Source organism: Sphingobacterium faecale, from assembly GCF_016746095.1.
GTDB classification, from domain to species: domain Bacteria; phylum Bacteroidota; class Bacteroidia; order Sphingobacteriales; family Sphingobacteriaceae; genus Sphingobacterium; species Sphingobacterium faecale.
In genome coordinates this window covers 100,166-120,716 of sequence record NZ_JAERTY010000001.1, presented here as the reverse complement: position 1 = coordinate 120,716, position 20,551 = coordinate 100,166, and the positions used below count along the sequence as shown (strand labels likewise).

The following is a 20,551-nucleotide window of genomic DNA, read 5'->3' as shown; positions in this document are numbered from 1 at the left end:
TTTATTATAAAATGTTATGAATCAGCCTAATTTTCATAGCCTGGGTTCTGTCCAAGTTCTTTATTTTGTAATCGCTGGCTTTCTGGAATTGGAAATAATGCGTCTGTCTCTTTCCAATCTGTTTTAATCGCAGACAGGACTGTAGTAGCACGACCTGTACGTTTAAGATCAAGCCACCTATGTCCATACTCGCCAAATAGTTCATGTAACCGTTCAGTTTCTATCGCTTCAAGCATTTGCTCTTTTGTCAATATACTGCTCACTCCTCCTAATCCGGCACGCGTACGAACCGCATCAATATCCGCTTTTGCTCCTGAGAGATTATCCCTGTACGCTCGGGCCTCTGCACGGATAAGATATTGCTCGGACAGTCTTAGTAAAATATGATATTCATTGCCAGTTCCTGTAAATGCTTTATACTTGGAGATCGTATAATAAGTCGTATTGGAAACTACTTTTGGTACTATCCAGTTACTACGTCTTAAGTCTATTGCAGGTGTAGTCTCAAAGCTATTGTAAACAGCTTCCAGTAAAGTGTAATTAGGAATTGAGGTCGCCCCCGCTGTTACATAATTAAAACCAAAGGTAGTTACTGCAGTTAAATTTGCGATCTGTAATATGGTCTCGGCACTGCTGTTAATGAAATTAGCGGTAGGTGCCGTAAGGCTGTAAAGCTGTGTAGCACTGATAATCTTGCCTGCGTACAGTTCTGCATTGGGATAATCTTTACTATAAAGATATACCCTAGAGAGCAACGCGCTGGCTGCATGTTTATTGACTCGACCGCGTGGGGTTGCCTTGTAGTCTATTTCCAGCTTGTCCTCAGCATCTCGTAAATCATTAACAATTTGTCCATAGACCTCATCCGCCGATGCTCTGGGCAATTTAGCACTTTCAAAAGCTCCATTATCTGGCAGAAGGTTTAACGGAACACCCCCATACAAATTCACTAAATAGAAATAGACATACGCCCTCATGAATTTAGCTTCTCCAATTAGCTGATTCTTAAGAGAAGCTGTTAGGGATGTCGAAGACTCTAATCCCGTAATTGCATTATTTGCATTTTTAATCAACTGATAGGACATAGACCATAAATTAGCAACGCTTGAATTTAAATTAAGCAAATTATTGGTTGCAAATTCCGTCGTAGTCACGTCAGTGCCATTATATTGCAATTCATCTGCTGCTATCCCAGTAAACATGGAAGTCATCTGCGATAGATTCTGGTTATTAAAATTCCCCGCAAAAGCAACATATAATCCGCGGACCACGGTCGAAGCAGAGGCGTCCGTAGTAAAAGCATCTCTATATTCGACCTGGGTGGGCGGTGCACCTAAGTCAACAAAGCTTTCGCAAGAAGCTAACATCATCGCTCCTGCCCAAACAGATAGTGACATTATATTTTTTAAAATCTCTTTCATTTTAGTAAACGTTAAAATTGGCAATTAATCCCGAAAACAACTGTCCGTAATGGCGGCAACACCTGTTGCAGCGTACCTGTCCCTAATCCTGGAGGGCCTCCACCTATCGTTGTTTCGGTATCTAGCACATAGGGGTTCTTTGCCCATGTAAATAAGTTCTGAGCTTGTACAAACACCGAACAATTAGACATTTTAGCTCTAGATGCCCAGCTAGTCGGTAAGGTATAAGAAAGATTTACGGAACGTAATTTCAAGTAAGATGCATCGCCATATACAGCATCAGATTGGGTAAACTGGTTGTAAGACGCGCTGTTTGGGGCAGGTATGGACGTCTGTTTATTGTCTACAGTCCAATAATCTGCCCAGTATTCATTTTGATTTGTAAATGCACCTGGACGTGAATTTAAGATTTTGGTGACACCAAAGCGATGGTTAAACTGGAAGAAAACCCCTAACTCTAACCCTTTGTAGCTAAAGGTATTGTTGAAACCTCCATAAAATGGCGTACCAAGGTCTGCGATATAACGGTCATCAGAGTTAATGGTTCCATTTCCATCCCGATCTTCATAAATTGCCTGTCCATTATCAGGATTGACACCAAGATAATGATATAAACGTATCAGGTTGATTGGTTCGCCAACGACATAACTGCTCGCGTAATACGACTGTTCTAAACCCGGAAAATCCACAAGTTTATTTTTGTAAAAGGTAAAATTAGCGGAGGTTCTCCATTGGAAGTTTTCCTGTTGGATATTGCTGGTATTTAGCTCCAGTTCTAATCCCGTATTTTGTATTAGAGCTGGCAGATTCGTTTTAAAACTATTAACCCCCGATTGTGTAGCTAGAGAGGCATCCGTTAACTGATTGCTAGAGCGATTTCTAAAGTAATTTGCCGTAAAAAGAATTCGGTCCTTCAAAAACCCCAGATCCATAGCAAATTCTAATTTCTTTGTCGTTTCCCATTGGATATTAGCATTAGGGAGAGTCACCACATTCATTGCGGGGCTTTGCAAATATGCTGTCGTAGGCGTATAAAGGGATAGGTGGATGTAGTTTGGTATCTGGTCATTTCCTGTCGTACCGAAACTTCCCCGGATTTTACCAAAACTAAGCACTCCCTTATCTTTGAAAAAATCCTCGTTGGTAAAGATCCAGCCCAAACCGACCGCTCCAAAAGTTCCGAAACGGTTATTAGGTCCAAATCGAGAAGAACCATCGCGACGGAAGGTGGCGTTTATCAAATATTTATCTTTCCAGTCGTAATTTATTTTCCCGAATGCTGCCGCATATTTATAATAGACGATATTGTTGCTCGCAGTAAAATTTCCTGCAGCACTGAGCGACCCCAAAAGTGCATCAATCTCATAGTTTGTACCATTTGTAGTCTGTGTGTGTGAGGAGTTTTGTTGAAAACTTCCCCCTAGCAGTGCTGTCAGACGTCCACTGCCCAAATCAGTTCCATAGTCCAAGGTAGGTTCTATAATCCAATTCTGAGCCTTCGTATTGGAAAATGATGAAGATCCCTTGGGATTATTGCTTGGATTTTGAGAAGCAATAGGTGTTTGGTTATTCTGTCGCAGCTGTGTGATGGTATAACCAAAATTTGCTTTTGCCGTCAATCCAGGCAAAATCTTGTAGGACAAGTTTGCATTAGAAATAAGATTATTTGTATTGCTCAATGCGCGTCGTTTTAAGAGTGCCAAAGGATTATTTACCGTGCTATTATTAACGACGACCCAATACAATTCATTATTTTGATTATACAACGGATAATTAGGTGGAAGAGTATACGAAGAAGTAACGTCTGAAGCTGGCATATTAGAATCGTCATTGGCGTAGCTAACTGAAAGTGCTGCGTTGAACTTGTTATCGGACGATCGGTGATCTAGATTCAAACGAGAAGTAATACGGTTGTATTTATTGTCGTCGGGATAGACGGTACTTTCACTACGATAACCTGTATTAAAAAAGAACCTTGTGTAATCGTTTCCTCCTGCTAAATTTGCCTGAAAATCAGAAACATGTCCGCGATCTCCAATAAGGAATTTTTGCCAATCTGTAGATTTTTTCTGGTCCCACTCCACCAAATCCGGTGCATTTGCTATTGTCGGAGTCGTACCATCATTCGTAAAAGCTTGTTTGCGAAGAGTAAGGTACTGGTCTAGGTCAAGCATAGGGATGAAACGATTGACTTCGGTATAACCTGTATTAAAGTTAACACCTATTCGCGTACGGCCAGATGTTCCCTTTTTTGTAGTAATCAACACCACGCCATTCGCACCTCTACTACCATAAATCGCTGTCGCATCAGCATCCTTCAGTACGTCAATGCGTTCAATATCTGCCGGGTTAATCATATTGAAAGGACTCAGCCCACCGGCTGATCCTGAAGATGAAAAAGCGTTCAAATTGTCATTAGCAGGCTGCGAGCCATTAAAATTTGTGAAAGGAACACCATCAATAACATAAAGTGGTATCGATCCGGAAGAGTTCGCGCTTAGTGAAGCCTGGTTTCGGACTTGTATCTGCACCGCACTACCGGGCACACCATTATTCTGCGCTATAAGTACGCCCGACATTCTCCCAGACAGGGCTGCTAGAGGATTGCTTACAGGTTGTGAGGCGATTTCCTTAGCGGTAAGCGATGCCACAGAGCCTGTATTTTTACGGCGTGTGGTCGTACCATATCCAATCACCACTACCTCATCTAGATTATCTTGAGACATCTCCAAAAGAACAATACCATTCCTTTGAATTTCTTTTACAGACTTAACTACACTCTTGTAGCCCAAATATTGAAATTTAATATTTACATCTTCGCTAGGCACGACCAATCCCCAATGCCCCTGCCGATCTGAAGCCGTACTACTATTTATAAGATCCGTTTGCTTGTCCCAATTTTCAACTAACACGGTTACTCCTGATAAGGGATTACCTGCTAAATCTTGTACTATTCCAGATATTCGTATGCCTTGTTCATCATCAACATCTTTAACAGAAAGGACTATATTTCCCTTATTAACGCGATATTGAAGTACTGTACCGGCAAGGAGGACATCTAATGTCTCTGTGATGGTACGTGGTTGCTTACCCAGTTTTACAACAGGATATTGGTTTACAACTTCAGAGGGATAAAAAACGGTTAGACCCGATACTTCCTGTAGATTTTTTAAGGCGTCTCTAAGTGTTAACCCATTAGCCGATAAAACTATTTTTTTGGTATTAACGCCTTGTCCGACACCGGTATTGGCACCGAAAAGGCTCATAGCGAGCACCAAAAGTGGTAGACAGACTAAATTTACTCTCATAAAAAAATGAATATTTTGTCGCAAATACAGTGGGAAGCGGTCATAGATTTCCCTATTTGCAAAAACCAAGATTTTTTGCATTATTTGTTATGGATTTAAAATGGTTATAAATTTTTGATCTACTAACTCCCTCTTTGCTTCCTACGGCGGGGGAGTTTCTTGTATCTGTACTTCTTATTTCCTATCTATAGCTTTCGTTTCATGATTCATTTTTTTTTAGTTTTTATAATGATTAGTTACTTCCTTGTCTTGCCTAATTACACCCTTTGCCATCAATAACGAAACTTCCATCAGCTAACTTATTAAAGCGCGCATTACGCACTGCACATAGGGTGCTTAATACGTCATCTATCTTTTCTGTCCCTTTAAACATGCCTGTCACAGGACATCCTGATAAAGCATCGTTTTTAAACGTTATTGCTACACCATAACGACGTGACAATCGTCCAGCCAATTCGCCAAAAGGCATCTCCTCAAAATCCAAATCTGAGGCTGTCCATACCAACTCTTCATCTGCATGCACAGCTTGCTGGGTGGTCGTTGCGGCATCGATGTCTATTCCCAACTGTTGATCAGCGATCAGCTCGGATAGAATTTTCTTTTCTTGCTCTACCCGCACTTTACCACGTTGTACAGTGACTTGGACCTGCTTACCATCATTGAAAGATTTAATCGTAAATGCTGTTCCCAAAACAACTGTCTTTATATCTCCTGCATAGACAATAAATGGCTTGCTCTCATCTCTCTTAATATCAAAATATCCCTCTCCGACTAAACGGACTTCACGTGTATTTCCTGCAAAGTCAGAAATCATCTCCAAGCTCGCACCGTAGCGCAATATAACCACGCTGCTGTCTGGCAGATTTATATATCGGTTTTCAGTCGTATCTGCTGAAGCTTGATGGGATACATACAATGACTGGCCCTGATCTACCGATTCGTTCTTCTTCAAACCTATCCAAAGAGATATTGATACAAATACGGCGACAGCAGCGGCTATCCAAGCATTTCTTTTGATACTGCTATTTTTAGTCGAACGAAGACTTGTCGCACTATTTGCAACAGCAGCCTGTATCTTGGCTTTCATACGATTTTTTACCTCTTGACGCTCATTTGAACTATCGGAGAACCATACAGTATCCTCCTGCAAATTGAGACGGTACCATTCAAGCAACCTCTTACGTTCGCTTTCTGTAGCAACGCCATCGATATACTTATCTACCAATTGTTCTATTTCTTGATTCGTCATTGTAGTGGTTAGTTATATATAGGTCACATGTGGATGCACTATACCCTAGTATTTTTAAAGAAAAACATAAAAAAAATAAAACAGCTGATTAAAACAAAATAATCTTAAAGTATTTTAGGCCTTTTCGAATCGCTTTGAGTGCATTGGTAATATGCCATTCCACCGCCTTTTTGGATATAGACAGTTCTTCCGAGATTTCCCTATTGGTCATCTGTTCATCCCTACTGAGACGGAAGACCAATTTACATTTGGTGGGTAGCTCTTCTACTAGACCATCGACATACTCTTTTAAAAACTTGGCTTCGATTTTATCGTCTGCTTTTACAAATTCATTGATATAGACCGCCTCTTCTATTTCTTTGCGACGTTTGGCGCTCTGTAAAAAACGAAAAGTAGAGAACTTAACCGCCGTGGCTAGATAATTGGGAAGATTATCTATTTGAAGCTGATCTTTACGTCTCCAAAGAGATATAAAGACTTCTTGTACGACCTCTTCAGCATGATCTTTATCTTTTAAAAACTTATACGATATAGCTAACAGATGCTCCCAATATTTATCGTACAAAGCATCCAACGCCTCTGCTTCACCACGCTTCAGCGCCTGTACCAATTGGGTATCGATATGGAGAGTATGTTTGGCCATTGTCGTAAACAAACTTAGAAAAAAAATACACAAACTGATGACTTTGTTATGTTTTCATACTCTATAACAAAACAAGGCTTGACACATTCTAGATAATGATACAACTAAGAAAAAGTCACAAGACAATTTTTAACGCTCATTATGGACACTATAAAGTAATAAAAAACTCCTCCGAACATAAGTTCGAGAGGAGCCTTACAACCAAACAATTATAACTATAGACCTGATATCTATTTGGTGTTATTTATTAAAAATTTCAGCCAATTTATTATCCAACTCCTCACCTCTCAGATATTTGGCGATGATCTTTCCACTTGGATCGACAAGAAAATTCATGGGGATAGCTTTGACATCGTACAATACGCCTGCTTCGTTGTCCCAACCTTTAAGATCACCAACTTGCTTCCAGGTAAGACCATCATCCTTTATGGCTTTTAGCCATTTCTCTTTATCAGTGGCCTTGTCCATCGACACACCTAATATCTCGAATCCCTTGTCTTTAAACTGTGCATATGATTTTACCAAGTTTGGATTTTCACGACGACAGGGTGCACACCAAGATGCCCAAAAATCAATCAGTACATACTTGCCCCGATAGTCCGAAAGTCTGACTGGATTGCCCTCCGTGTCGGGCTGTGTGAAATCTGGGGCCTCAACCCCTTCTTGTGTCTTTTTGACCTGTGCAATGCGATCTGCTACTTTACGTCCCAATTCTGTATTTTGAGACGAGACATCGAGTTCCAAGAAAACCTTCTCCAATGCTATGGCATCAAATCCATCCTCAAGAATAGAACTCAAGGCCATCAAAGACATGTAGCTCTTTGGATTTTTGCTGATATACTCCAATTTAGCTTCTTCTGTTTGTTTTTTTATTGCCTCAGCACGATCATCTAACGATTGCAAATATTTCATATCCTGCTGATCGGCGGGAGATTTGGACGCATATTCTTTATTTAAAGCTTCATACTGTGCATAAATAGGAGCCAACATATCATTAACACGCTTGTTCTCGTCATTCAATGGTGATCCTGACACGATGGCATTCTGAATAGAATCTGAAGCAGAAATCTTTATATGCTGCCCTTCCAAAAAGAAAGGAAACAAGTCCCATTTCACCGACTTGGTGGGATCTACAGGTTTATCATCATGAGCAACACGTATGGCAGCCTCTAATGGAGAGGGTATAGTTCCTTTAAACACAAATCTGCCTTTGTCCAAATACACGGAATCAATTATCTCCCGACCTTCTATTTTGTATCTCAAATAAGCTTTGGCGGGCTTATCCAGCTTGCCAAGTTGCCCCTCAACGGTATAATCCTGCTGTGCAAATACAGCGAATGGCAGTACGCCAGCCAATAACAATGTCCATTTCATATTCTTCGTCTTTTATATTATATCTATTTTTTTGCTTTCTCTCCAACAATATCGCTATGCAATAAAGAATTATACATCTTGGTGTCTCTCAATACCTCCAACGCACTGATAAAACTCTGATTAGCTTCATTGCGCACTCTGGCCATATAATCCCCCCCCGTATACAACAGCGAGGCAATCTGTGCCTTCAGTTCGACATCGATTGCGCGATGTGCATCCACATGGGTGTCATTTGGCACAACAACCGATTTGGTAGCTGCATAAGCTACCACCTGCCGATGTACTGCTATGGGGATTTTAAACTTTTTATTAAAGCTTTCGAAATCGGGATAGGCTTTCAGGAGTGCAGCACGATTCTGCTGTACAAATTCAAAACCACCCTTAGCCACAATACCAGTATTCATCAATGTTCCCATCCAGCCACTGTAGACATTGGTATCGATAGGTACAAATCGATCAGGCATAATGCCTCCACCTCCGTAAACAATACGTTTTGTCTCTAAAGTGGTATACTTTAAGGAATCGGCGAACTCCACGTGTCCCTCTTCCAACAATTCTTTAGACTCCATCCGGCGGCTAAAATCCTGAAAGTAATCTTCTTTACCCTTGGTATATGGTTTTTGTATGGAGCGGCCCGATGGGGTATAGTACCTCGCTCCGGTCAATTGCATTTCTGATCCATCCGACAAGGGTACGGGGCGCTGCATTAATCCTTTTCCGAAACTTCGGCGACCTATGACTACAGCTCTATCCCAATCCTGTAAGGCTCCAGTAACGATCTCACTGGATGATGCTGTAGATTCATCGATCAATACGACGAGTTCTCCTTTATAAAAGCGACCAAAACCGCCTGTGTAATAATAATCCTTCCCTCCTTCATTAGGTACAGAATAGAAGACCATCTTTTCTTTCGGCAGGAATTCGTCTACAACGCCGATTGCCGATTGTACATAACCTCCACCATTACTCTGCAAATCCAAAATTAATTTCTTCATTCCCTGTTCCTGCAGCTTCTGGAGTGCGGCATCGATCTCTTGACGCGTAGTCAAGTTGAAGATGGACAGACCGATATAACCGATTTCCTTGTCTATCATGTAAGCTTCTCTTACGGAACGCTCTATAATATTGCCCCGTACGATACGGATATCTTTTTGCTCAGTGGTGCCAGGAGAAAGTAAACCAAGAACTACAGGCACGTCTTTTTCTCCACGCAGTTTAAGCATTATTTCTTTATTACCCCAAGCCTCTCCATTGATGGACTCACCGTCAATGGCCAGAATCTCATCTCCTACCCGTACACCTGCTTTCATAGCCGGTCCATCGGGATTAACTACCGTAACGAATGTCTGCGTTCCGCTTTTCAAAAATTGGATGCCAATCCCTGCAAAGCTACCGCTCATCCCTTCACGCATAGCCTCTGCTTCTTCTCTGCTCGTGTAGCGCGAATGCGGATCCAAGTCTGCAATCATGGCACGTATAGCCGCATCTACCAAATGCTCATCATTGACGCGATCCACGTAATTGTCCTGGATCAATTTCAATGCTTCTTCAAACTTATACTTTGGATTCATCTGTGCCTGGAGCGAAAAAGCTACTCCGACCATCCCCAGAAGTATTCCTGTTCTTTTCATCTATCTGTTATAATTTATAATCTCAAAAATTCTTATTAGTACCTGGGTAAAAGGGGGATAAACTATTCACTCTTCAGCTTTTCGATAACCAGTGAAAGCTCATCCATTAGCTTGCTCGGACTACCGGAATATCCTCCTGAAGAATAACGGATAACACCATTTTTAACTACGATCTTACGTGGAATAGACGAGTCCTTGAATATTGGTGTAACCAAAGATTTGAATAGCTTATCTTGCTGCCCATTTACTTCATTCTCGGCATCATGCAACAGTGTAAACCGATACCCCTCTCCGCGCACAAAATTAACGGACTTGGTACGGTAATCGCCTGTCTGCATCGTACCTACCATATAGATCGCTACCTGAGGATCGTTGGCATATTTGTCTACGAGCAATTGCATCCCTGGGAATGCCATGATACACGGACGACACCAGGTAGCCCAAAAATCCATGACCACGATCTTATCTTTGATATTATCTTGATCTATATAGCCTCCATCGGCATTCTCCATAGAAAAATCTGGAATGGGATAGTTAACATTAAGATGCTCATTAACATATGCTTCTAACTCAGCTCGCTGTTCAACAGACTGTAACCCGGCCAGGTATAAATCATAGCCTTCTAAACTTCCGGAATGGCTTTTCTGATACAGCGACTTGACCACATCAAACATACGTGGTGTCACGGAATTAGCTTTGATGCTCATCTCCAGTAAAGGTAGAATCTCATTCTGCGCACCAAGCTTTTCGAGCACATTTAAGTTAATATCATTGAGCTCGGCATTGCCATACTTCCCTTTGTCCGATAACTCCAAGAAATACCTGCGCGCTTCTTCGTAACGCCCCAAATCATTCAATAGGGAAATATGCGTAAACAAGCGATCATCCATTTGATTGTTCATATTAGAATCGGCGGCTTGTTTGTTCATAAAGTCGCTCCTATAAGAACCATCGCCCTTTTTGGAGATAAGCATCTGAATAAGAGGCTCGGCAATATGATAAAGCGAGTCTTTTCCTACTGTATTAAACATATAAGCCCGCATGACATTCCATCGCAACAACTCGTTGGAAGTCCGGAAGTCAATATCCTTGAACAGCGCCTGAAATTTGTCGAACTGTTTGTTATCGAAGTAGGCTGACCCGATACCTCTGTACACAGCATAATAGATAAAACCTTTGTTATCTGGATTTTCATACCATTCGGAGATAGGATACTTTTTTAAAAACTCTTCATAAGAAGCAATGACGTCCTGTAATGAACCTGCAGTGCGAATATTGCTATAAGCAACAAAGCGTGCAGTCGAACTTTTTGGATATTGTTCGGTAATACGCTTGCCTACCTGCTCTGCTAACCTATCCTGCTTAATCTGATGTTGTAAAAACAGCTGCATATCACCCAGATCGTCAGCAGATATGGACCTGTTGGACAACAATTGATCCACGACCTTCTCTGCTACAGGTGTCAATTCCTGATCGTTCAAAAGCAGACGCTGAGCGCCCAAGTACAATTTATATTTTGATGAAATAGTCTTTCCTGACAGCTTTTCTTCTTCCTTAACGATACTTGACAAATAAGATTTATCTAAAGTGAGCTTTTCATCGTAGTAGTTGATGATCGCACCTTTGGCTAACGTAGGCACAATAAACGAAGCCTCTGCAAGATAGCTTCCCTTCTGCGCTTTTCTTTTGTGATCGCTGATCCGTAGACCGTAACCTTTATTCTTGTTATTATCTACAATGTCCGGACTGTAAAGATCCCCTTGAAAGAACTTAACTCCGACAAAAAGTGTGGAGTCCGAAACGGGATACAGGTATTCCCACTGTTTATTACCCACGGATTTCATGGAAAACTGTTCTACTTTCCATATATCCTGATGAAACCGATAAACAGCGACGGACACTTCGTCGCTAAATTCTAAATCTCCTCCTTTGGCATCATAAAGTATACGTAGGGGATGCCCAACCTTCGCAGGCTGAATCGGAAAAACATTGCTACTGTAAGGCTGTTCTTGCGCTTGCAAGGCAATCCCAAAAAGTAAGAATACGGCTAAAACTATTTTCTTCATTGTATGATATATTTAGGTTTTATTATCTTGGGCTCTGCCCTATTTCGGGATTCAATCCGAGATAATAACTGGCAACAGGATAAATAAACCTATTGCTATTTATCTCTAGCGTGAATGTCTCCCCTTTGAATGTTCTTGTGTAAGCTCTTGCCAATTTAGAGTCCAAATTCAACCTCCTTTGATCAAACCAGCGTTTGCCTGTGGCAAATAGTTCTCTACGGCGCTCTTCAATGACTTTTATAAGCGCTTCGTCAGCATCTCCTGCGATAAGCGGTTCAAAGTCTCCTGCATGGAACCTGGACTTCCTTAATAGATTGACCATCTCCATAGATTGATCAAATTGTCCATTTCTAGCTAACACCTCCGCTTTTATCAACATAATCTCTGGAAGAGAAGGTCCCACCTCGACCGTATTGGGTCTTTCGCCAGTGATCTCATTCTTTCGAGAAAGCAGAGCTCCAGCAGGCATCAAGCTATTTTGAGATACTTTAGTATATGTCGACAAACGAAGGTCATTGGTATTGAAAAGGCCCAACAGTTCAGGATTGAGCTGTTCATTGTATTGTTGGACAGTCCGTTTAGACAGAAATATTTCTTTGCTTTCTATCCTTTTAGGGTATACTTGATTTTCTTTACCTACATAATCAGATAAGTCAAAAAGTATACGATTCCCTTTCATTGCTTCATCGGCATGGACACCAGCCTGATCAAAGCTACGCATATACAAATGTACGGTTGCCAATACGGCATGAACGGCTGCCTTATCCGGATGTCTATTATTTTCTGCCCGTTCGGGCAGGTCAGCGATTGATTCATTGAGATCGGTCAAAATCTGATTGTAGATTATCTCCAAGGTTGCTCTCTGCAAACTGGAAAACAACTCCGGTTTCAACAAAAATGGTACTCCAATGGTAGACGATGCTGTTTCAGGATTATAGATCCCGCCATACTGATTGACCAGAAGAAAATAGCTATAAGCTCGCTGTACTTTTGCTTCTGCCAAAATTTGTCTCTTTTGGCGGTCTCCTCCTTTCTGGCTTTGCATGACCGTTGCTATAATTTCATTGGCTGTGTTAATCTGCTCATACAATTTATTCCAGTTCGCATCTTGCAGATCATCCGGAAAGTATTCCTGAGCCCAAGTATAGGGCCAATAAACAGACTCTGTAATATTGTTTTGATAGGCTCCTTCGGAAATAACCAAATCGTCACTCGATAATACTGGCAGACTATAAGCCGGTCCGAAAATGCTTTCATTATTGAGTAGATATTGAAAATCATCCGTATATTTTAACTCACGTCTATTGTACTGGTCTACCTCTACATAATCTCTACATGAACTGAAACTACCAAGAAGCAAAAGAGGGAAAATCACTGTTATATAATTTATTTTCATTTTCTTTCGTATTATATGTGAAGAACTAAAAAGAGGCATTCAGACTAAAGAAATAATTCTTTGTCGGCGGAAGACTGTTATAAGTACGTGTGCGATAATACATTGGATCTATACCTTGGTCATTAGCTCGCCAAATAATACCTAGGTTGCGCACTGTAGCATTAACACTCAGACTCTTTATGGGGAGATTTTTCAACAGCTCATTTGGGAAAATGTATTTCAGCGAAATCTGTTGTAAACGGATATGACTTCCATTGATAATCATGCGATCGCTCTCCCGAAATCTATTGAAACTATTCTGATTAATATTCGCGATACCTGGGACAATCGTAGTCGCTTCATCGCCACTGGCTTGCCATCTATACAATAAATCGGTGTGCGTGTCCAAGAATCCGCTGTAACCTTGCCAAGTTGGGTAATTGACAATAGTTTCTTTTTTGACCACATGTCCCATGTTATAGCTCAACCTTACATCAAACTGGAAAGCTTTATACCTCAGAGTATTCATCAAACCACCGAAATAAGGGGCAGACATGCGCCCTGCATACACTAGATCTTCTATCTTAAATGGCAAGCGGCCTAAGTTTTCTCCTGTTTCAGCATTCGTGTTGGTACTGCTCACTATTACTCCATCGTTCCTGCCAATCAATGTCTGTCCCTTCTCATCCAACCCCTCGGAACGATAGGTGTATAGATAATCTAAAGGCATACCTGTCCTGGGACTACGCCCTATAACTCGGTTAATGTCGGTATAGTCAAACCTGGAATCAGTAACCTTGTTTGTATTATAGGCGAAATTAAATGTACTCTGCCAAGAAAAATCTTTCTTGCGAACCAACTGTCCGGATATCCCCAAGTCTATACCACTTCCCTCCATCTCGCCTCCGTTGAAGGTCAAATTTGACCAACCGATCGTAGGATTCACAGGGAAGCTATATAAGATGTCTTTGGTATGTTTTCTGTAGTAATCAAAAGTAACGTTCAACCGGCTACTCAGGACACTAAAATCAAGCCCGTAGTTCTGTGTATATACTTTCTCCCATCCTACTCTAGGATTACCAGGAGACGCAATTTTGGCAGTAATCTCTCCTGTCTCACTGTCACGGGGCTGAATATCCATTATTGTTACATTGGATGAACCCGTAGGAATCGTACCACCAACACCATATGTAAAGCGAAGGCTTAAGGCATTTAACCAGTTTTGATCCTGCATAAAGTGCTCTGATTTTATATTCCATTTGACTCCAGAAGACCAAAGTGGCTTAGCACGCACCGAGCGATCGATACCGACTAATGTGTGGTCATCAAAACGGGCACTTCCGGAAACTATGTAACGCCCTTTGAATAGTGTTAAAGCACCATTGGTATAATAGGAGAGTCTGCGAACATTAGGTTTGCCAACCGAACCATCTGAATATCCCAAAGTAGTTGTATAATCAAAAATAGTATTGTAAGGCGTCGTGGGATTAAATGCCGCAGAGGAATAAGTGTCCGCATTGAACCCGTATCTCGTCTGTCCATAGTTCAATCCTGTTTGCGACCCTATCTCCCCTCCAATGATCATATTAAGACTAATCCAATCGCTAAATGTCTTATCAATATTGCCCTGTAATCGCAGGTTATAAGAACTATTACGCTGGTCACGAAAAACTAGTTTCCCACCTTGTGGCAAAGACCGCTCAAACAACCCTGTATCAAAATCCATCTCAACAGCTTCATTCAAAAAGCTGCGCATACTGTAGCTTTCATATTCATCCAAACTATTGGTCACTTCAAAGGAACGTTGCAACATACCAGACAGATTCAACTTTGCCCAAGAGGTCAATTTAGCATCTAAAGCAGCATTAAACCGAATCCGGTTATCTTCATTCGTGTAATTAGAATATTGTAATTCTTCTATCGGATTATACCGCCAGTCATACAGACCTAACCTATAAAATTCGTCGGCTACCTCATCGGTAAAACGAAGAGAACGCCTAACCAAGTCCCCGCTTTCATTATTCAACTGCTCGTAAGGTCTGTATCCAAATTCACCCGATCCAATAGTATTCGCAGCAGCTTGATTGCTTTTGCTTTTAGAATACACGTAGTTAATACCGGTAGTAAGATTTAGACGCTGATCAAAAAAATTGGTCGTAAAATTGGAATTGATAAAATACCCCTGTCCTTTATTACTTTTGAACACTGGCGTGTCATCCGAATAATTCATCGATATCAAATAGGTGGATCTACTGTTTCCTCCCGATAGGGACAAATTATATTGCTGACTTACCGCATGCTGAAACAGGTTATCCTGTATCTGATTTATATTATTTATGGTTCCCAATCGGTTGAGCTGCTGTTCTAACATAGCGTTATCAATCACACCGTTTTTTTGTTTGAACAACCATTGCATGGCCTCACTGACGGGCTTGTTTTGATTGAATTTGCTCCACTCGCTAGGTTGCCAAGCACTCGGATCAGGCACACCGCCTAAATCGAAAAGCTCGCGTTCCAGATCAACATAATCTTTACTGGACATACGGCTCAGTTTGCTCAGGTCAGCTGGCGCAGATGTGCTCAGACTTGAGCTGAATGATATGCTTGGTGGTTGATTTTTACCTTTTTTTGTCTCGATTACAATGACTCCGTTGGCTGCTTGGCTACCCCAAATAGAAGCTGCCGCCGCATCTTTCAAGACAGTTATACTTTCAATATCTTCAGGGTTGAACCTGTTCAGAATTGAATTGTTGGCATAAGTTGTATTAGTCTCGACCAAATCTTGATCCATGGCCGGAAATCCATCTATCACGATCAGGGGCTTTTTAGAATTCCCTAACGGATCCGAATCGGTGCCAAAACTATTGGCTCCTCGAATCTGAATAGTATTATTCCGTAAATCGATCTGCATGCCGGGCACCATACCTTCAATACGTTCCATAATATTTATCGACGGAACTTCTTTTAATTCTTTGGCGGTAATTTGGCTAAATGAACCTGTCGCTCTTTCCTTCGATATTTTTTGATAACCTGTAGATACGACCTCAACTTCTTCTAATTGATTTACTGCATCTCCCATAAACACATTTATCTGTCTGCTTTTTCCGATAACACGACGTTGTGGCTCCATCCCCATATAGGTGAATACCAATGCCTCTACTGGCTCGCGCAACCTCAGCGTATAACGACCATCGCTACTAGTCGTGACTCCAGTTCGTACCGCATATCCCTCAGGAAGAACGGTAGCTCCTACCAAAGGCTGACCCTTGCTGTCTTTGACCTCACCTGTTATTGTTCGCCAATAGTCATCTTCCTGAACTTGAGAATTAGGTTTATTATCCTTAACTATCGTGTAATAATTATCCTGAACGTACAAGAACAAAAGACCGCTAGGGTATAAAAGGGATTTCAAAACAGATTCTATAGGCGCCTTTTTGTCCTTAGGAACGGTCGATTTGGGCACCTGTATACCTCTCAGTAATCCCTCTTCATAGGCAAACTGGGTTCCGTAAAGGCGGGTGACTTCATTCAATGCCTGTACGACACTTGCTTTTTGCTGAGTATATCCCCCTACATGATAGAGTAAGAAGACTAAAAGCGTAAATAATCTTGGTTTCATAAAGTTAATTTGTTAGTTATTTAGAGTTAATCGTTATTTTCTTGCCTTCGACCTTCATGTCCAACTGCATGGCGTGTCGGATTACAAAAAGAATATCATCAGCTTGTGTAAGTGGAGCTACTCCCTGAAGTCTTTTATTTAATATGCTGGAATCTTTCAGTTCAACAGTGTACCCATAATTATCTTCAAGGACTTCGATAATATCAGATAGGTTCTGATGCTCAACAACCATCTCACCGCGTGTCCAAGAGAGCGCCTCTTGTATATTCCTGTTGTTTAACACCTGCTCGGTATCGGCTACTTTATCATAAATAAAAGTTTCCCCTGGTTTCAATATGTGCTTTATCCCCATTTTATCCATAACCTGAAGGCTACCTTCAAATAAAGAGACTTCAATATGTTCGCGACGATCCTTAACATTAAATTTTGTACCTAAAACAGTTAACGAAATATTTCCTACATGAACGATAAAATAGTCCTCCTGCTGCAATCGATTCATGATCGCCGTATGCTTTACTTCGAACAAAGCTTCTCCATCCAACCATACCTCTCTTGGCTTATCTGTTTTCCAATCTCTAACATATTTCAAACGCGAATTACTATTGAGCTGTACCACAGAAGCGTCTGGCAAAAGTAATTCTCGTTGCTCTCCATATCCTGTATTGTTCTCTTTTGTGCCCAGCTGCCCAACCTCATATATAGTGAAGCCTAATAGCAATATCGCAGCAACTTGGGCTATCCATCTCCGGATCTTACGAATCCGATATAACCGGTCTTGTGCCTGTACATACAACGGAAGCGATTCTTGTATACGGTTCCAACGTGTTTCATTGTCTATCTTACTTTGATGCAGAGGCTGATCTCGCAGCAGCTCAATCCACTGTATCGCCTTATCAATCTCTTGTTCTAAATAGGGATAAGTGTCGACCAAAGATTTCCAAAATGAAAGATCATCCCTCATTCCCGAAAGATAATAGGACGTGAAGGCTTCATCTTCGAAAAAGTCTACCGCTTTAAAGTCTTTGTATAACAAGAAATCGTGCTTCATAATCTATTTATATCTATATACAGTGAGAATTGGAATTTTACCCCAGTGTTGTTAAATTATTTTTATCTTTTTGTAAAAAACATGGAATATAAGAAGATAGGTTCAAGAAAATTCTTCTTCAGAAGTAGAATTTGCGCCGAAGGCAAAAAATAAAAAACTAAAATCGGATCCGATTAAGAAGATTTTGCTTCGGCCAAAAGTGTAAAAATTGCCAATAGGTTGAATGCCCCGACATGCTTCCTCAAACTATTCATTGCACGATAAAACAGTTTGTATAAGTCTTTAACAGATAATCCCATGATATCCGCGATCTCCTCGTAAGATAATTCTTCAAAAAACCGTAAGTGGATTACTTCACGTTGACGTGCTGTCATTTTCAGTAAAGCTTCTTCCAACTGGGCCTTGATCTCCTCCAACCGCTCTTTGCGCATAACTTGCGTATCATGAGGCAATTCAATATCAAAGGGTAAACTTTCTACTGGAATATTTCTTTTTCTATTGGACTGCTCAATGTGCGCTGTAAGTGTGCGCCTAAAGGCTTTGTAAAGATAGTTTTTGACGGAAGGTGTATCGTTGATGCTATCCCGGTTGTACCAAATTTTCATAAAAAACTCTTGGATGCTATCTTCAATGATGCTCTCTTCTTGTGTAAATTTATACCCATAATTGAACAATAGCGGACTGTAGCGCTCAAACAAAAGTTTGAAAGCAGCCTCGTCACCCAATCGAAACAGGTGCCACCAGTCTGACTCATTTTTCATTTTTCAGTACAATTATTCTTGAGCAATCACACTCCAATAGGAGATATAGTGCTACGGTTAGCTAAAACATGTGCTCCAAATGTAACAAATTCCAAACAAAAGGGTAAAAATGTGCTTTAAAGATTTTTTTCTGGTGAATTGTAAATCGCCAAACCAACAGGGAAAATATATTTTCCATCGCATTTTTTGAGTGTATCTGCGCTCTGCGACATCAGGATCTTATCTTACCCACTCTTGTAGAGCCAGTAAAGGATATTTTAGCTACCTTTTTATTCTCACAGAGCTCTTTTCCCATTTCGGATGGGTCTGTTCCGACTACGGTATTGTATACTCCTTTAGGAAACCCAGCCAGATCCGCCAGATAATTTATCGCAAGTGCCGTAAATGGAGTCTCCTCGCTCGGATGGACCACGACCGTACAGCCTACGGCAAGAGCCGGTACAATTTTACGGGTGAGCATGGCCAATCGGCTATACAAAATCCCTCGAAGGTAGAATAAGATAAGACTATCAATGTACCTAATAACTGGCCCGTAAATGCAATCTTGCCATTATGCTTGATCGACTGCGTTCAACATTACAAGAGGCCTGTCTTTACTCCAAGACAGAAGCTTCATCTTTAACAGGAGTATGAAAATGGGGATTAAGTCAATAATTTGTATGCTAATATTTTTAGTTTAAATTTTTATTCATTAACTTAGTGTAAGGTAGATATTTGAAACCAATTATTAACCTTTTGAAAAATTTATTCTGATGGAATTCACTAAACTAGTCAACAGTATACAAAGTACGCACAAGGAGCTCCAGCTCTCAGCTGTAAAAGCAGTAAACCAATCGCTTACCCTACGTAACTGGTTGATCGGGCTATACATTGTCGAATTCGAGCAGAACGGTGAAGACCGGGCTAAGTATGGTGAAAGTCTATTGGCTGAACTCTCCGCATCAATTAAAATAAAAGGCCTTTCCATAACAAATCTAAAACTCTGCAGACAGTTTTATGTGACATACCCACACCTATTATCTACTGTTAAAGAAATACTGGCAAACAGTGGATCAAAAGGAATCCGAATTGGTCAGTCGCTGACTGACCAATTCCAAAACACTGATAATCTGCGTCATACAATTCATCAGTCGTCAACTGATGAATTCACAACAGCTTTACCAAACACCAACCAAAAGAATACTTTTACGATAGATCCTGCTGAAATTTTAGTAAAAATTTCATTTACTCACCTAGTACAACTCCTACCGATTCAAAATTTAGAAAAGCGTACATTTTATGAATTAGAATGTATTAAACAAGCATGGAGTGTCGGTGAGTTAAAAAGACAGATCAACACTCTTTATTATGAAAGAAGTGAAATAAGTAAAAAGCCGGAAATGCTGTCAAAGATGGTCGAACAAACGGCAGAAACCATTCAAGCGAAAGACATCATCAAATCTCCTTTTACTTTTGAATTTCTCGGACTGAAAGCTAAAGATGTCGTCTACGAAAATGATCTGGAAAAATCTCTCCTCGAACATTTGGAAGGCTTTCTCCTCGAAATGGGCCATGGTTTCTGTTTTGAAGCCAAACAAAAGCGTATCCTGATCGGTGGCGAATATTTCTTTATCGATCTGGTATTTTACCATCGCATATTAAAATGTCATGTACTCGTGGAGCTCAAGGTTAATGAAGCCAAACATGAGCATATCGGACAATTAAAGACTTATGTCAATTACTACAAAAAGGAAGTGATGCAGAAGGATGATAACCCACCTGTAGGCCTATTGCTAGTAACCAATCAAAACAAAGCCTTGGTCGAATATGCTATAGCAGATAGTGACCAACAACTGTTCGTGAGTAAATACCTACTCGAACTGCCATCGGAGGAGGAACTGGTCGCAGAAATCGAACGGGAAAACAACGTGTTACGCGAGCAGGGAGTCGTTTATGGTCGAGAGGAATGAAAAAAACAGACTTCTCCTACCTCTGCAGATATTGACCAATACGACCTGCATGCCCCATTTTAGTTGATAGCAAATAAAAACTGTCTTACCTTTAAGCTACAAAACAA

General features: G+C 40.8%; 13 protein-coding genes. 1 reads left to right on the top strand and 12 read right to left on the bottom strand.

Features of this window, described 5'->3' with window-relative positions:
* Positions 1-26 precede the first annotated feature (26 nt).
* From JKG61_RS00410 to JKG61_RS00355, 12 genes are all read right to left on the bottom strand, one after another.
* Positions 27-1,421: a RagB/SusD family nutrient uptake outer membrane protein gene (locus JKG61_RS00410; protein WP_202101022.1), complete on the bottom strand. Its 1,395-nt coding sequence runs from the start codon at positions 1,419-1,421 to the stop codon at positions 27-29.
* An 11-nt stretch (positions 1,422-1,432) separates the two neighbouring features.
* Complete coding sequence (locus JKG61_RS00405; RefSeq protein WP_202101021.1) at positions 1,433-4,729, bottom strand: SusC/RagA family TonB-linked outer membrane protein; 3,297 nt, start codon at positions 4,727-4,729, stop codon at positions 1,433-1,435.
* Between the two features lie 253 nt (positions 4,730-4,982).
* The gene (locus JKG61_RS00400; RefSeq protein WP_202101020.1) at positions 4,983-5,978 is read right to left on the bottom strand and encodes a FecR family protein; all 996 of its coding nucleotides are present in this window, start codon (positions 5,976-5,978) and stop codon (positions 4,983-4,985) included.
* Between the two features lie 88 nt (positions 5,979-6,066).
* Positions 6,067-6,621 carry an RNA polymerase sigma-70 factor gene (locus tag JKG61_RS00395; RefSeq protein WP_202101019.1) on the bottom strand — a complete coding sequence of 185 codons (555 nt, stop codon included), beginning with the start codon at positions 6,619-6,621 and terminating at the stop codon, positions 6,067-6,069.
* A gap of 240 nt (positions 6,622-6,861) precedes the next feature.
* Positions 6,862-7,995: a TlpA disulfide reductase family protein gene (locus JKG61_RS00390; RefSeq protein WP_202101018.1), complete on the bottom strand. Its 1,134-nt coding sequence runs from the start codon at positions 7,993-7,995 to the stop codon at positions 6,862-6,864.
* Positions 7,996-8,018: 23 nt separating this feature from the next.
* Positions 8,019-9,626, bottom strand: a complete 1,608-nt coding sequence (locus JKG61_RS00385; protein ID WP_202101017.1) for a S41 family peptidase — start codon at positions 9,624-9,626, stop codon at positions 8,019-8,021.
* A 62-nt stretch (positions 9,627-9,688) separates the two neighbouring features.
* Complete coding sequence (locus JKG61_RS00380) at positions 9,689-11,692, bottom strand: TlpA family protein disulfide reductase (protein WP_202101016.1); 2,004 nt, start codon at positions 11,690-11,692, stop codon at positions 9,689-9,691.
* Positions 11,693-11,714: 22 nt separating this feature from the next.
* A complete protein-coding gene (locus JKG61_RS00375; protein WP_202101015.1) occupies positions 11,715-13,088 on the bottom strand; it encodes a RagB/SusD family nutrient uptake outer membrane protein in 1,374 nt (457 codons plus the stop codon).
* 25 nt (positions 13,089-13,113) lie between these two features.
* A complete protein-coding gene (locus JKG61_RS00370) occupies positions 13,114-16,686 on the bottom strand; it encodes a SusC/RagA family TonB-linked outer membrane protein (protein WP_202101014.1) in 3,573 nt (1,190 codons plus the stop codon).
* Between the two features lie 16 nt (positions 16,687-16,702).
* Complete coding sequence (locus tag JKG61_RS00365) at positions 16,703-17,734, bottom strand: FecR family protein (RefSeq protein ID WP_202101013.1); 1,032 nt, start codon at positions 17,732-17,734, stop codon at positions 16,703-16,705.
* Between the two features lie 173 nt (positions 17,735-17,907).
* Positions 17,908-18,495, bottom strand: coding sequence for an RNA polymerase sigma factor (locus tag JKG61_RS00360; protein WP_202101012.1), 588 nt, complete (start codon positions 18,493-18,495; stop codon positions 17,908-17,910).
* 211 nt (positions 18,496-18,706) lie between these two features.
* Entirely contained in the window at positions 18,707-18,955 is a 249-nt protein-coding gene (locus JKG61_RS00355) for an aldehyde dehydrogenase family protein (RefSeq protein ID WP_202101011.1), read from the bottom strand.
* A gap of 292 nt (positions 18,956-19,247) precedes the next feature.
* Between JKG61_RS00355 and JKG61_RS00350 the strand changes: the two genes are divergently transcribed.
* Positions 19,248-20,444, top strand: a complete 1,197-nt coding sequence (locus tag JKG61_RS00350; RefSeq protein WP_202101010.1) for a PDDEXK nuclease domain-containing protein — start codon at positions 19,248-19,250, stop codon at positions 20,442-20,444.
* Positions 20,445-20,551 lie beyond the last annotated feature (107 nt).